The sequence below is a fragment of the Streptomyces sp. NPDC048392 genome (assembly GCF_043200575.1).
In the GTDB taxonomy this organism is placed as follows: Bacteria; Actinomycetota; Actinomycetes; order Streptomycetales; family Streptomycetaceae; genus Streptomyces.
The window spans coordinates 15723-28954 of the sequence record NZ_JBICYB010000022.1; the positions used below are offsets into that span (position 1 = coordinate 15723).

Below are 13232 nucleotides of genomic sequence, written 5' to 3' on the forward strand. Positions count from 1 at the left end.
AGGACATGGCGCGTCTAGTCCGGTGGACGGCTCTGACGGCCGCCGCCGCACTGCTGACGGCGGGCTGCGGCGGCGGCTCGTCCGGCGACGACAGGGACGACGGGGGCAGGAGCAGCGCGGGACCTTCGGCGGCGGCACCGACAGGAGTGCCGGAATCGCTGGCGTCCCAGACGCTGGACTGGACCCGGTGCAAGGGCACCGCCGATGCCCCCGCGCCCGGCGGCGACTGGCGGTGCGCCACGCTCGAGGCGCCGCTGGACTGGTCCGATCCGGACGGCGAGACGATCGATCTCGCGCTGATCCGGGCCAGGGCGACCGGGGACGAGGGCCTCGGCTCCCTGCTGTTCAACTTCGGCGGCCCCGGTGGCTCAGGTGTCTCCATGATGCCGTCCTACGCCGACACCGTCTCCTCCCTGCACAAGCGGTACGACCTGGTGAGCTGGGACCCGCGCGGGGTGGCCGCCAGTGAGGGCGTCCGCTGCCGCAGCGACGAGGCGATCGAGGACGCCGAGTCGGTGGACTCCACGCCGGACACCCCCGCCGAGGAGCAGGCGTATCTGCAGGATGCCGCCGACTTCGGCCAGGGCTGTGAGAAGGCCGCCGGCAAGCTCATGGGACACGTTTCGACCACGGACACCGCGCGCGACATGGACCTGATGCGGCATGTGCTCGGCGACGAGAAGATGCACTATTTCGGCATCTCCTACGGCACCGAACTCGGCGGCGTCTATGCCCACCTGTTCCCCCGGCAGGTGGGGCGCGTCGTCCTCGACGCCGTCGTGGACCCGGGCGCCGACACGATGGGCCACGCCGAGAACCAGGCCAGGGGTTTCCAGCGTGCGCTGGACGACTACCTGAAGTCCACCGGGCAGGAGCCGGAACAGGGAGCACGGAAGATCACCGACCTGCTGGAGCGGTTGGACGCGGAGCCCCTGCCGACGTCCTCGCCGGGACGGAAGCTGACGCAGACGCTCGCCCTCACCGGGATCGTGCTGCCGCTGTACAGCGAGAGCGGCTGGCCGACCCTGACCAGCGCGCTGGCGGCGGCGGAGAAGGGCGACGGCTCGGAACTGCTGGCGCTCGCCGACGGCTACAACGAGCGTGACCCCTCAGGTCACTACGGCACGACGACCCACTCGCAGCGGGTCATATCGTGCTTGGACGACAAGCAGCGGCCGACCCTGGAGGAGACGAAGAGGCTGTTGCCGAGGTTCGAGAAGGTCTCGCCCGTCTTCGGCCCCTTCCTCGGCTGGGACACGGCCGGCTGGTGCCACGACTGGCCGGTGGCCGGTCAGCACGAGACCCCGGAGGTGAGCGCGCCCGGCGCGGACCCGATCCTGGTGGTCGGCAACACGGGCGACCCGGCCACCCCCTACGAGGGCGCCCGCAGGATGGCGGACGAGCTGGGCAAGGACGTGGGTGTGGTGCTGACCTGGAAGGGCGAGGGTCACGGCGCGTACGGGAGCGGGAGCGACTGCGTCGACTCCGCGGTGGACGCCTACCTGCTGAAGGGGACGGTACCGAAGGACGGCAAGGTCTGCTCATGACGGCGGCGGGGGCTCCGGGCACCTGCGGTGCGCGAAACCCCCGCCGTTCGGTGGACGGGTCCGGAGCCCGGTCAGTAGACGGGCTTCTCCGGCTCGATCTGGTTGACCCAGCCGATCACGCCGCCGCCGACGTGGACGGCGTCCGAGAAGCCGGCGGACTTGAGGACCGCCAGGACTTCCGCACTGCGGACACCTGTCTTGCAGTTCAAGACGATCTTCTTGTCCTGCGGGAGGCTCTCCAGGGCCGAGCCCATCAGGAACTCGTTCTTCGGGATCAGCCTGGCGCCCGGGATGGAGACGATCTCGAACTCGTTGGGCTCGCGGACGTCGATGAGTTCGAAGTTCTCGCCGTCGTCGATCCACTCCTTGAGCTGCTTCGGAGTGATTGTGGAGTCGGCGGCCGCAGCCTGGGCCTCCTCGGACACGACGCCGCAGAAGGCCTCGTAGTCGATGAGCTCCGTGACGGTCGGGTTCTCGCCGCAGACCGCGCAGTTGGGGTCCTTGCGGACCTTGACCTGACGGTACGTCATCTCCAGCGCGTCGTAGATCATCAAGCGGCCGAGCAGCGGCTCGCCGATGCCCGCGAGGAGCTTGATGGCCTCGTTGGTCTGGATGGAGCCGATGGACGCGCACAGCACGCCCAGCACACCGCCCTCGGCGCAGGAGGGGACCATGCCGGGGGGCGGGGGCTCCGGGTAGAGGCAGCGGTAGCAGGGGCCGTGTTCGGACCAGAAGACGGAGGCCTGACCGTCGAAACGGTAGATCGAGCCCCAGACATACGGCTTGTTCAGGAGCACGCAGGCGTCGTTGACCAGGTAGCGGGTCGCGAAGTTGTCCGTGCCGTCGACGATCAGGTCGTACTGGCTGAAGATGTCCATCACGTTGTCGGCCTCGAGCCGCTCCTGGTGAAGGACCACGTCCACGTACGGGTTGATGCCCTTGATCGTGTCACGGGCGGACTCGGCCTTGGACCGGCCGATGTCGGCCTGGCTGTGGATGACCTGCCGCTGCAGGTTGGACTCGTCGACCTCGTCGAACTCGACGATGCCGAGCGTGCCGACACCGGCTGCCGCCAGGTACATCAGGGTCGGCGAACCGAGGCCGCCCGCGCCCACGGCGAGCACCTTGGCGTTCTTCAGCCGCTTCTGCCCGTCCATCCCCACATCGGGGATGATCAGGTGGCGCGAGTACCTGCGGACCTCGTCTACGGTGAGCTCGGCGGCCGGCTCGACCAGGGGTGGCAGCGACACGGGGACTCCGTTGGTCGGTCAGTAATTACGGTAGTTCTCCAAGTAACACTGCCACGGCCTTTTTCATTCCGAGACACCTGTCCCGACCCGCGAGACGATCTCGTCCCAGTAGCCGGGCATGGTCTCCCAGGGACCGGTCCGGCCACCGCGGTCCGTCCGGTCGGTGAAGTAGATCGTCTCGGCTCCCTGCCAGCGGGCGATACGCAGCGCCTCATCCAGGTGACCGCGCGGCACGCCGTGGACGAAGTGGCAGAAGCGCTCGGGGGGATGGTCGGCACTCCACTCGGCCGCCTGCGACCAGCGGTAGTCGGCCCAGGCACCGGAGAAGGTGACGAGTTGATCGGCGTTCTCGGCGTAGCCGGGGTGAGGGTGGGTGCCGTGGCCGAGGACGATGTGGGCATCGTCACGGATCGCCCGGAGGGTGGTGACCGTGCGGCGGACCTCGGGGAGGGCGGCCCGTTCGGACGGGCAGTGGTCGAGGAGGAAGCCGTCGACCTGGTACCAGTCGAGATGCCGGTGGGCGTCGGAGATCTGTTCGCCGAGGCTCCGGGCTCCGTACGCGGCGTCGAGGTGGCCGAGGACCCGGACGCCCGCGTTGCGCAGGCGGCCTGCGGCCTCCAGGCAGCTCGGGTCGGGATGGGCTCCGGGACCGTCGGCGATGTTGAGGACGACCCAGTGCAGCGGGGTGCCTAGGCGGGTGAGACCGGCCCACTCGTCGGGGGCGACGAGGGGGTGGGCCAGTCCCGGGACGCCGAGGCCGGTGTGGACTCCGGTGCGCGCGGTGCCCGTTTTGGTACTGGTCAGATACGGCATGCCGCCTCCATCCAGATATCGGCGAGGGACTCTTCCAGGGCGATCCGGGGCCGCCAGCCGAGCCGGTCGCGCGCGGTGCGCACATCGGCCTGCTGCCAGCTGCCGCAGCCGTCCGGGTACGGGTGGGTGACCGGGGACGCGTGCTCGGGGTCGGTGCGCTCGCCGCGGTTCCCGAGGGGGTCCGGGCGGTGATGGCCGAGTCCGTCGGTGCGGTGGTGACCGAGGGCGTCGATGCGGTGGCCCACGGATTCGGTTCGGGGGTGGCCGATGGTCGGCCGCAGTACGCCGGGCGGTCCGTCGAGCTCATGCAGGGCACCGCCGTAGCCGGCGACCCGGGCGAGGGTGGCTGCGGCGTCGCGCAGGCGGACGGCTCGGCCGGAACCGATGTTGATGACGCCCTGCGCCGCGGAGAGCGAGGCGGCGTGCACGGCGCGGGCGACGTCGCGGACGTCGACGAAGTCACGCTGGGCGCCGAGGCCGCCGAGCCGCAGCTCACCGTCGCCGGACTGCATCGCGCGGCGCATGGCCTCGGCGAGACGGCCCAGCGGGGAGCCGGCGGGCGTACCGGGACCGGCGGGCGAGAAGACGCGCAGGACGACGGCGTCCAGACCGGAGCCGAGGACGAGTTCGGTCGCGGCGAGCTTGCTGACGCCGTAGGGGCCGCCCGGGCGGGGCACGGCGTCCTCCGCGGTGGAGGAGCCGGGCTGGCTGGGGCCGTACTCCGCGCTGCAGCCGACCTGCACCAGGCGGGCGCCGCAGCCGCTGCGGCGCAGGGCCTCGCAGACGGTGGCGACGGCGACGGTGTTGTGCCGGGTGAGTTCGCGGGCGCCGCCCCGGGTGGCGCCCGCGCAGTTGACGACCACTCCGGGATGCACCGCGTCGAGGAAGCGGGTGAGCGCGCCGGGACTCCCGGTGGCGAGGTCGAATCGGACGTCGGCGTCGTCACCGCGGCCGAGGGCGGTGAGCTGGACGGCGGGGTCGGCGAGCAGACGGTCGGCGACGAAGCGGCCGATGTAGCCGTTGGCTCCGATCAGCAGGACTCTCATCGGGCGGCTCCCGGTGCCGAGGCGTCGGGTCGGGAGGTGGTCATCTGGGGGCTCCTTCAAAGGGTGATGCGAGGGGGTTGAGGACGTGTGCGGAGCTGTCCGTGCGCGCGCTCACCGCGCGTGCTCCGTCGGCGCGTGCTCCGTCGGCGCGTGGGCGGAGGCCGTGGTCAGGCGACGCCACGCGTGGACCAGGAGGGTCAGGGCGCCGATGCCGCAGGCGGCCGTCGGGACACCGGCCGGGCCACAGGCGGCGACCACGGCCTCCACGGGGGCGGCCAGGAAGCCGCAGCCGGGGAGGCGGCCGGCGAAGAGCGTGGACAGGGCGGCTGCCTCGGTGGCGGCCGTGGTGGTGAGGACGAGCGTGGCGGCGTGGACGTGTCCGTGTACGCCGAGCAGACGGGCGAGCAGGAGCAGGGCGCCCAGCGTGAGGGCCTGGGGCAGGGCGGCGGGCTCGCCGAGCACCGCGCCGGTCAGCGGGAGCAGGAGCGCGAGGGCACCCATGTAGAGGGCGAACGCGCCGAGCAGCAGCGGACGTACGGAGGCGGAGAAGTCGGCCAGACCTCGACTGGACCTGAGTCTGCGGCGGGCGCGGACGGCGAAGAGGTGGGCGCATCCGGCCGCGGGCGCGCAGGACAGCGCGAGCGCCAGCACGGGGGCGACGGTGACGGGCCACGGTCCGTCGGCGGTGCCGTCGGGCAGGCCGTCGGGGCCGCCGCCGACGGCGCTGCGCAGGAGTCCGTCGCCGAGGAGGGCGTAGCCGACGAGCCAGCAGGTCCATGTACTGGTGGTGCGCTTCGCGGCGCTCAACGGCCCGCGGCGCAGTACCGCCCCCAGGGCCAGGGTCACCGCGAGGGTGCCGACGAAGGCCGCGATCAGGCGCGGCCTGCCCTCGGTGAGGCGCAGTCCGGCCACGGTGGCGGCACACAGCGCGCCGGGCAGCAGGGCGAGGATGATCCAGGCGGTGCCCGGCCGGGGTGTCGGCGCGTCCGCGCGGGGTGCGAGCGTGTCGCCGTCGCGCGGGACCCGGGCGTACATCTCCTCCGCGAGGGAGAAGACGTCCCGGTGACGGAAGCGTGCGGCGGTCCGGTCGGTGACGCCGTGCGCCTCCAGGCCCGCCGCGATCTCCAGCGGGTCCACGGCGCGTTCACAGAGTTCACGGTGCCGGTGCATCAACCCCTTCACGGGGTCCGCGGCGGCGCGGCGGCCGGCGGACGCGGACGGCGGCTGTCTGCCGTCGCGGGCCTTTCCCACAGCGACACCCACTTCACGAACGGCGCCTCCCCGGGATCGCTGCCCGCTCCCCGGTCGCCCGCCGCCCCCCGCGTGCCCGAAGGCCGCCGACTGCCCGCGGGCTACCGGGCTCCAGCCGTCCCTCGGACTCCTGCCGGCGCCGACAGTCCCATCCGTCTCGGCGTTTCCGTCGATCCGGCGAGTTTCATCGGCCCCGTAAGTCACTTCGGCCCCGTCCATCGCATCGGCCCCGTCAGGCCCATCGGTCATGTCGGTCACGTCGGTCACGTCCGTCGCGGCAGCGGCCCCATCCGTCACCTCGGTCCCGTCGGTCACCTCGGCCCCCTCCGTCACGTCGACCGGGAACAGGCGGGAGTGCTTGCCCCACGCGCCAGGGCTGCGCGGGGTCTCGGGCCGGTCGAGTTCGCCGAGGCCGCTCACCGGACCGCTCCCTCGGTCGCCGGGGCCGGGGCCGGGGCCACGCCCCGGGAGGGGGTGTCCGTTGCCCAGCCGGGCCCGCCCCGGTCCGCCCCGGCCCCGCGCCGGCCCGCTTGGGTCCCGCCCCTGGCCGCGACACGGGCCGCGGGGTCGCTCCAACGACCGGGGACGTGGGCCTCGGCGGGGACGGCGAAGGGCAGGGGCTCCCCAGTGTCGTCGAGAACGACGCGGCGTACCGGTGTACGCGAGACGATCTCCAGGTAAATGCCGTGAAATGCCGTGATGTTCTGCTCGACGGTGAACAGCTCCAGCGCGCGGGCGCGCGCGGCGGCGCCCAGGCGTTCACGACGTTCGGGGTCGCGCAACAGCGCGACACACGCTTCGGCGAGCGCCCGCGGGTTGCGCGGGGGCACGACGAGTCCGGTGCCCCCGATGGCCTCCACCACCGCGCCCACGTCCGTGGACACCGTCGCGCGACCGCAGAACATGGCCTCGACGAGCCCGGCCGGAAAGCCCTCGACGACACTGGAGAGCACCACCAGGGCACCCGAGGCGTACGCGTCTGCGCGGGACGGCAGTTCGGGCCCACCGGTCTCCTCGAAGGACACCGGATTGCGGCCGACCGCGTGCGGACCGTCGGCCTCGTCGGGGAACAGCTGCGCGGCCAGGCCCTTGCAGTGGGCGAGATACGCCGCACCCTCGGGGCCGGAGGGAGTGCCGACGATCCTGAGCCGTGAGCCCGGTTCCGCCCTGCGGATCTCCGCGAAGGCGTGCAGCAGCGAGACCAGGTCCTTGGCCGGCTCGACGCGGCCGACCCAGACGAGGGTCTGCGGGTCGGCGCACTCCGGGGACTCCCCCGCCTCCGCGAAGGGAGCGGCGTCCATCCCCGGGGGGACCGTGCGCAGCTTGGCGCGGTCGGCCCCGCAGCGCTCCTGCCAGCGTCGGGCGTGCGTGTTGCCGGGGGTGATCACGGCGGCGCACCGGTAGGTCTCGGCGGCCAGCCGACCGTGGAAGGCGGCGAGCAGAGACCGTATCGCGGGCGAGGCATCGGGTTCCGTCAGGTAGTGCGTCCGCAGCCGCACGCCGTACTCGGTCAGCAGCAGCGGCACGTCCAGGAAGTGCCGGGCGAGCAGCCCGGGGAGGGCGGCCGTGCCGCCGGAGGCCGCGTGGCACAAGTCCACCGCGCCCAGGGCGTCGTCCTCGTACCAGTCGAGCGACAGGGGGCGCAGGGCGTGTTCGAGGCGCGCGGCGACGGTCAGCAGGTCGGGGACGCGCGCCTCGCGCGCGGAGCGGTGGGCGCCGGGCGCGCGACAGGCGCGTTCCAGGGCGCGTACGGCGGTCTCCGAGCGGAGTGCGGCCGGCAGTCCGCCCTCGTCGCGGGCGAGTTCGGCGAGACCGTACAGCGCACTGGCGAAACGGTCCGCCTCAAGGGCCGACCCGCCCTCCCGGCCCCCCTCCGCGCTCCCGCACGGCTCTCCGGGGGCGGTGGTGCACAGGGCCGTGGCGAGTTCGCCGTAGCACTCGGCGAAACGCCGGCGTGCGCGCCGTCCGTGGATGATCCCGTCGTCGTCGGCCTCCCACAGCGGGGCGGTGCGCACGCGGCCGACCTGCGGCGGCAGCGCAGTCCATCCTCCGGCCTCCTGACGCTCGCTGCGACTGAGCGCGTAGACGTCGAACTCGTGCTGCTCCAGCCCGCGCACGAGCCGGTCGCACCAGAGCCCGGCCTCACCGCTCACATACGGATAGCCACCCTCCGTAAGCAGTCCGATGCGCACGCGCGCACCCCCGATCTCCCGTTTGGGGAGCCGCCGTTGGCCCGGCGGCTCGCAGCGGGACGAACGTATGCGGACAAGGAGGTGGCGCGATGGACGGTTGTCCGTCGCACCACCAAAAGGGGTGAACGGTCGTAACTTTCCCGTGCGGGGCGCGTTCGGTCGCGCTAAGGGATCATGCGGTCACCTGCGGTGACGCGTGGGCCATACCTGAGCCGAGCCGGGCGGCCCCGGGCTGGGCTGGGCGGCCCAGGGCCGGGCTGGCCTGCGCCGGGTCGGCGGACCGGTCAACCGTTCGGGTAAGCCCAAGGGTTGGGACGGCAGTCGATTCCGTCGTGATCGACGAACTTCGTCTGTTGCTGCATGACCGGGGCCAGTTCGCCGTCCTTGTCGCAGGTGACGTGGTTGAAGCCGATGCGGTGGCCGATCTCGTGATTGATCAGCATCTGCCGGTACGCGTAGATCGCGTCGCCGTACGGCTCGGCGCCCTGCGCCCACCGGTACGCGTTGATCATCACGCGTTCGGTGGCGGCCGAGTCGCAGGACACGTTGTCCTCGGTGGTGTCAAGGCCGGACTTGGCGCACCACTCGGCGGTGGTGCCGGGGCTGGCCAGCGTGATCACGAAATCGGGCTGCCCCGAGTGGATGCGCTCGAAGGTGCGGGCGCCGTCGTGGGCCCAGCTCCGGTCGTCGTTGAGCGTCATCTGCACGGCCTCGGCGAAGAGTTCGCCGTCGAGACCGAGCCCCTGCTCGACGTCCACGCGGTAGGTGTACTTCTGTCCCCTTCCGGGCGCCTTGGCTATGCCCGGGACCGCGTCGAACGTGCCCGAGGCCTTGAGCGTGGCACTGAGCGGGTACGTCTTGCCCATCTTCTGCTCGTACGTCAGCGGCGCCGCGGCTCCCGACGCGGAGGGCGCCGGACGTTCGTCGGCCCGCGACGCGGAGTCGTGGACGTCCCGGGCCTGGCCGGTGGCGGACTGCGAACGCACACCGTCCCCGTCCGGACCGTCGGTGACCTGACCGGCCACGACGACAGCCAGCACGGTGGTGACGGCGGCCGCCGCGATGCCGGTGAAGGTCCGGCCCTTGCCGCCCTTGACCGGCGCCGGTTCACCCGTGGGCGGCTGGTCGTCCGCGTCCGGACCGGCATCGGCATGGACGCCGCCGCCCCCGTCCCCGTGGCCGTCGCTCCAGTCGGTGACGGAGGCATACGGGTCGGCGGGCTGCACCACGTCGGAGGTGTGACGCGGGGGGCGGGCCGCGAAGGCATCGTCGTTCCCGCCGAAGGCGTCCAGGTAGTCCTGCCGCGGCCCTCCCGGAGGCGCCTGCCGCTGTCGTGGGAAAGGCAGGCCGGGCCTCGCGGACCGACCGGGTGGCGCGGAAGCCCCGGGGGCCCCGGACGGAGCAGAGGGCCCGGACCGGGCAGACCGCCCGGACGGTGCGAAGGACTCGGGGGCGTCGGTGCGTGGGCTCCCCGCCGGCCCGCCCCCGGTACCGGGCCGCCCGCTCAAGTCGCCCCAGCCGCCACCGGCTTCGCGTTGCTCGGGGTGGCCGCCCCGGACCCGCGGCACACCGTGCGCCGGGGTGCCGCCGGGGAACCTGGGGGCCCCGCCGGCGGGCGTACCGCCGGGAACCCTCGGGACGCCCTGCGCGGGCGAACCGTCCGCCGTCCGCGGGAATCCCCGCCCCGGCGTACCGTCCGGGACGCCCGGAAGATCATGCGCGGGCGTCCCGCCGGAGACCGTCGGAAACCCGTGGGCCGGCGTGCCGTCCGGCAATCTTGCACCTGGGCCGGGGCGCGGGCTCGCGTACTCCTGGTCGCTATCGGGGGCAGCACCCGGCGCCCCGCCGGGCGCGGCACCGGACCTGTCATTCGTCGGCGGTGTCTGCGGTCCTCGCGAGGTCCCGGCCTGGCGGCGGTCCGGCCGTCCGGGCCGGTTCTCGCGTGTTGCGGCGGCGTCCGCGGCCTCGGCCTTCGGTGCGGGTCCGCGGCGGCTGTGGCGTCCCACGTCGTGCCTCAGCCTCCTGTGGTCTGGTTGGCGGGCTCGTCGTCGACGACCCCGTCGGTCCTCTCGCCGACCGCCGGCTTCCCGGTAGCCGCGGTGTTCGCGAGAGCGGTGTCCGCGGTGTCCGCGAGGAGTTCACGGAACGCCGTGGCCACGGTCTCCGGGTACTCCATCATCGCCACGTGGCCCGCGTCCGGCAGGGTGAGCAGCCGGGAGTCGCGGAAGGCCCGGGCGGCACGCTGGGCCATGCGGTAGCCGACGAGTTGGTCCCGTCCACCGTAGACCAGGAGCGTGGGTGCGAGAACCCGTTCGGCCTGACGCCACAGCGCGTGCTGGCCGCCCAGCGTGTACGCGTTGACGATTCCGCGCGCGGAACGCGCCATCGCGTCCCAGAAGTACGGCAGCCGCAGGCGCCGTTCCATCTCCTCGACGGCGTTGCGGAAGCCCTCCTCGCTCACGCTCCCGGGGTCGCCGTAGCAGAGCGCCGTCACGCCGCGCACCCGCTGCTCCGCGGTCCACTCCCGGGTGAGCCGCGTGAAGAGCGCCGCCACCCCCGGCACCGCCAGCAGCCCCGTCGGCACGGCGCTGCGCTGCACGCGGATCTCCGGCAGCGCGGGCGATACGAGGGTCAGCGTCCGCACCAGGTCGGGCCGCACAGCGGCGGCGCGGGTGACGACGGCACCGCCGAGCGAGTTGCCGAAGAGGTGCACGGGGCCGCGCCCGGAGGCGTCGAGGTAACGGATGACCGCGCGCGCGTGGCCCGTGATCGAGTAGTCGCCGTCGTCCGGTGGCGGGGAGTCGCCGAAGCCCGGCAGGTCGAGCGCCTCGCTGTGGACGACGCCGTCCAGCAGCGGCATGAGCGCGGACCAGTTCTGCGAGGAGCCGCCGAGGCCGTGGACGTAGAGCGCAGGCGGCAGTCCTTCGCGGGCGGGCGGTCTCGACCGCACCGACAGGGTGACGCCGGGAAGGTGGACCGGCCTGAGCCGCTCCCCGCCCGCGACCTTGACGGCCGCGACCTTCGGCAGCACGTTGGCGGGCGGCACGGACGGCGGCTCGGTCGAAGGCATGCGGCAATGTTACGAGACGATCACGCAGTGGTTCATGTGTTCGCCGTCACAGGCTGGGCTGCGGCGGCGCCACGACTGGGTACGCATGCCGACAGCGCGGGGCCGGGCGTCGGCGACGCGTGGCGTCCGGATCGGGTGTCTCCTACGCTCGTGAAGTGGGCACCCGTGTGGCCCCTGCATCCCAGGGACGTTCATAGGAAGGGAGCCCAGCATGACCGTCGACCCGACCGACCCCGAGACCTTCGACGACGAGGCACCGGACCCGGAGGAGCGCGACGTCGAGGCGCCCGACGCCGACACGGCCGAGCAGCGGGCGGAGATCGGGCAGGCTCGCGACGAGCCGCTGACCGGCGTCGAAGCGGACCGCGCCAACGAGGCGGACCTCGCCGAACAGGCCCGGGTGGTCTCGCACGACGAGGACGACTACCGCTGAGGCGACCACCACGACCACCACCCAGGCAACCACCGGGAGAGGCATCACCGGGAGAGACGACCACAGATGAGACCACCACCGTTGAGACCAGAATCTCCGACACGGAGCGGCTGACGCGGAACCGCTGAGACGAAGTCCGAGTCACGGCGCCACGAGGCGGCGGAGAGGCTCTGCCGAGCAGAAGGAAGGTCAGCCTCTGCCCGGCCTGGACCCTTTTGAAACCTGTTGGGCGGCTATCGCCACCGTCCGGTCCGTGAAATTCTGCGCTCGCAGCACACACACCACGGTTACCGAAAAGTACGATGACGACGCGGCGCACACCGCACGAGGACGACTATGGGAGGCGGCGTGACAGCCATCGAGCAGACAGAGGCGGTACGCCCGCGGGGCACACGCCTTCCCCGCCGAGCCCGACGCAACCAGCTGCTGGGCGCCGCACAGGAAGTGTTCGTGGCCCAGGGCTACCACGCGGCCGCGATGGACGACATCGCCGAGCGCGCCGGTGTCAGCAAGCCGGTGCTCTACCAGCACTTCCCGGGCAAGCTCGACCTCTACCTCGCCCTGCTGGACCAGCACTGCGAGGCGCTGATCCAGTCCGTGCGGAGCGCGCTCGCGTCGACCACCGACAACAAGCAGCGCGTCCGGGCGACGATGGACGCGTACTTCGCCTACGTCGAGGACGACGGCGGCGCCTTCCGCCTGGTCTTCGAGTCGGACCTGACCAACGAGCCCGCCGTGCGCGAGCGCGTGGACAAGGTCACGAACGAGTGCGCCGAGGCGATCTGCGAAGTCATCGCCGAGGACACGGGTCTCTCGCGCGCCGAGTCGATGCTGCTGGCCTCCGGCCTGGGCGGCCTCGCCCAGGTGGTGGCGCGTTCCTGGCTGCACAGCGACCGCAGCGTGCCCCGCGACCAGGCGGTCCAGCTGCTCACCTCGCTGGCCTGGCGGGGCATCGCCGGCTTCCCGCTGCACGGCACCGAGCAGCACTGACCGACACGGCGCGACGGGCGGCGGGGGCGCACGGCGAGAATGCGCTCCCGTCGGCTGTTCGCTCCTGGCGTTCTCCGACGCAGCGTGTACGTCCCCTCACCGGGCTAATGTGTGCTGGGTACGGCGCGGAAGATCGCGCACTTCACTGACCGTCGGAGGGACATAGCCGTGGAGGTCAAGATCGGCGTGCAGCACGCGCCCCGCGAGATCGTTCTGGAGAGCGGTCAGAGCGCCGAAGAGGTCGAGCGCGTGGTGGGTGAGGCACTGGCCGGCAAGTCGCAGCTGCTGAGCCTCGTGGACGAACACGGCCGCAAGGTCCTGGTGCCGGCCGACCGTCTCGCCTACGTCGAGATCGGTGAGCCGGCCCCGCGGAAGGTGGGCTTCGGCGCGCTGTAGCCGGCGGACGCGGGACGACGGACGAAGAACGGGTGGGGCCCGGCGGTGATGCACCGCCGGGCCCCACCCGTCTTCCCACCGCGCCGGGCCGCACCCGTCTTCCCCGCCTGCCGTCTCCCCACCGCGCCGGGCCGCAGCCGTCTTCCCCGCCCGCCGTCTTCCCGTTCACGGGCGGAGCACAGTTCACCCACAGAGGGAGGATTGCATTCCGCAGGTCAGGGGTAAGTCGGCTGTGACCGTTTGG

The 13232-nt window shown here is 72.6% G+C and carries 11 protein-coding genes; 4 read left to right on the plus strand and 7 right to left on the minus strand.

Going from position 1 to position 13232, the window contains the following annotated elements; all coding sequences use genetic code 11:
* Window positions 1–5: 5 nt before the first annotated feature.
* Window positions 6–1547 carry an alpha/beta fold hydrolase gene (locus tag ACGFYH_RS25545; protein WP_393805499.1) on the plus strand — a complete coding sequence of 514 codons (1542 nt, stop codon included), beginning with the start codon at window positions 6–8 and terminating at the stop codon, window positions 1545–1547.
* Window positions 1548–1618: 71 nt separating this feature from the next.
* On the opposite strand, the gene moeZ is transcribed toward ACGFYH_RS25545, so the two are convergent.
* The 7 genes from moeZ to ACGFYH_RS25580 form a co-directional block, all read right to left on the minus strand.
* Window positions 1619–2797 (minus strand): adenylyltransferase/sulfurtransferase MoeZ, encoded by a 1179-nt coding sequence (gene moeZ / locus ACGFYH_RS25550; protein ID WP_393805500.1) that lies wholly within the window; start codon window positions 2795–2797, stop codon window positions 1619–1621.
* A 63-nt stretch (window positions 2798–2860) separates the two neighbouring features.
* Window positions 2861–3610 carry a spherulation-specific family 4 protein gene (locus ACGFYH_RS25555; protein WP_393805501.1) on the minus strand — a complete coding sequence of 250 codons (750 nt, stop codon included), beginning with the start codon at window positions 3608–3610 and terminating at the stop codon, window positions 2861–2863.
* On the minus strand, window positions 3598–4656 hold the full coding sequence (locus tag ACGFYH_RS25560; RefSeq protein ID WP_393805502.1) for an NAD-dependent epimerase/dehydratase family protein: 1059 nt from the start codon (window positions 4654–4656) through the stop codon (window positions 3598–3600). The genes ACGFYH_RS25555 and ACGFYH_RS25560 overlap by 13 nt, the downstream gene beginning before the upstream one ends.
* A 111-nt stretch (window positions 4657–4767) precedes the next feature.
* The gene (locus ACGFYH_RS25565) at window positions 4768–5826 is read right to left on the minus strand and encodes a hypothetical protein (RefSeq protein WP_393805503.1); all 1059 of its coding nucleotides are present in this window, start codon (window positions 5824–5826) and stop codon (window positions 4768–4770) included.
* Window positions 5827–6323: 497 nt separating this feature from the next.
* Complete coding sequence (locus tag ACGFYH_RS25570) at window positions 6324–8099, minus strand: DUF3492 domain-containing protein (RefSeq protein ID WP_393805504.1); 1776 nt, start codon at window positions 8097–8099, stop codon at window positions 6324–6326.
* 284 nt (window positions 8100–8383) lie between these two features.
* Window positions 8384–10105, minus strand: coding sequence for a DUF3152 domain-containing protein (locus tag ACGFYH_RS25575; protein WP_393805505.1), 1722 nt, complete (start codon window positions 10103–10105; stop codon window positions 8384–8386).
* Between the two features lie 8 nt (window positions 10106–10113).
* Window positions 10114–11169 (minus strand): alpha/beta fold hydrolase, encoded by a 1056-nt coding sequence (locus tag ACGFYH_RS25580; protein ID WP_393805506.1) that lies wholly within the window; start codon window positions 11167–11169, stop codon window positions 10114–10116.
* 211 nt (window positions 11170–11380) lie between these two features.
* Here ACGFYH_RS25580 and ACGFYH_RS25585 point away from each other — a divergent pair, with 211 nt between their 5' ends.
* From ACGFYH_RS25585 to ACGFYH_RS25595, 3 genes are all read left to right on the plus strand, one after another.
* The gene (locus tag ACGFYH_RS25585) at window positions 11381–11602 is read left to right on the plus strand and encodes a hypothetical protein (protein ID WP_393805507.1); all 222 of its coding nucleotides are present in this window, start codon (window positions 11381–11383) and stop codon (window positions 11600–11602) included.
* A gap of 348 nt (window positions 11603–11950) precedes the next feature.
* Window positions 11951–12592, plus strand: a complete 642-nt coding sequence (locus ACGFYH_RS25590; protein WP_393805508.1) for a TetR/AcrR family transcriptional regulator — start codon at window positions 11951–11953, stop codon at window positions 12590–12592.
* A 168-nt stretch (window positions 12593–12760) separates the two neighbouring features.
* Window positions 12761–12988 carry a DUF3107 domain-containing protein gene (locus ACGFYH_RS25595; protein WP_007444428.1) on the plus strand — a complete coding sequence of 76 codons (228 nt, stop codon included), beginning with the start codon at window positions 12761–12763 and terminating at the stop codon, window positions 12986–12988.
* Window positions 12989–13232 lie beyond the last annotated feature (244 nt).

Excerpts from the sequence above, each read along its gene's own strand:
- ACGFYH_RS25560 (WP_393805502.1), bottom strand. The coding sequence starts at position 4,656 with ATGAGAGTCCTGCTGATCGGAGCCAACGGCTACATCGGCCGCTTCGTC.
- ACGFYH_RS25545 (WP_393805499.1), top strand. The coding sequence starts at position 6 with ATGGCGCGTCTAGTCCGGTGGACGGCTCTGACGGCCGCCGCCGCACTG.
- ACGFYH_RS25555 (WP_393805501.1), bottom strand. The coding sequence starts at position 3,610 with ATGCCGTATCTGACCAGTACCAAAACGGGCACCGCGCGCACCGGAGTC.
- ACGFYH_RS25565 (WP_393805503.1), bottom strand. The coding sequence starts at position 5,826 with ATGCACCGGCACCGTGAACTCTGTGAACGCGCCGTGGACCCGCTGGAG.
- ACGFYH_RS25585 (WP_393805507.1), top strand. The coding sequence starts at position 11,381 with ATGACCGTCGACCCGACCGACCCCGAGACCTTCGACGACGAGGCACCG.
- ACGFYH_RS25580 (WP_393805506.1), bottom strand. The coding sequence starts at position 11,169 with ATGCCTTCGACCGAGCCGCCGTCCGTGCCGCCCGCCAACGTGCTGCCG.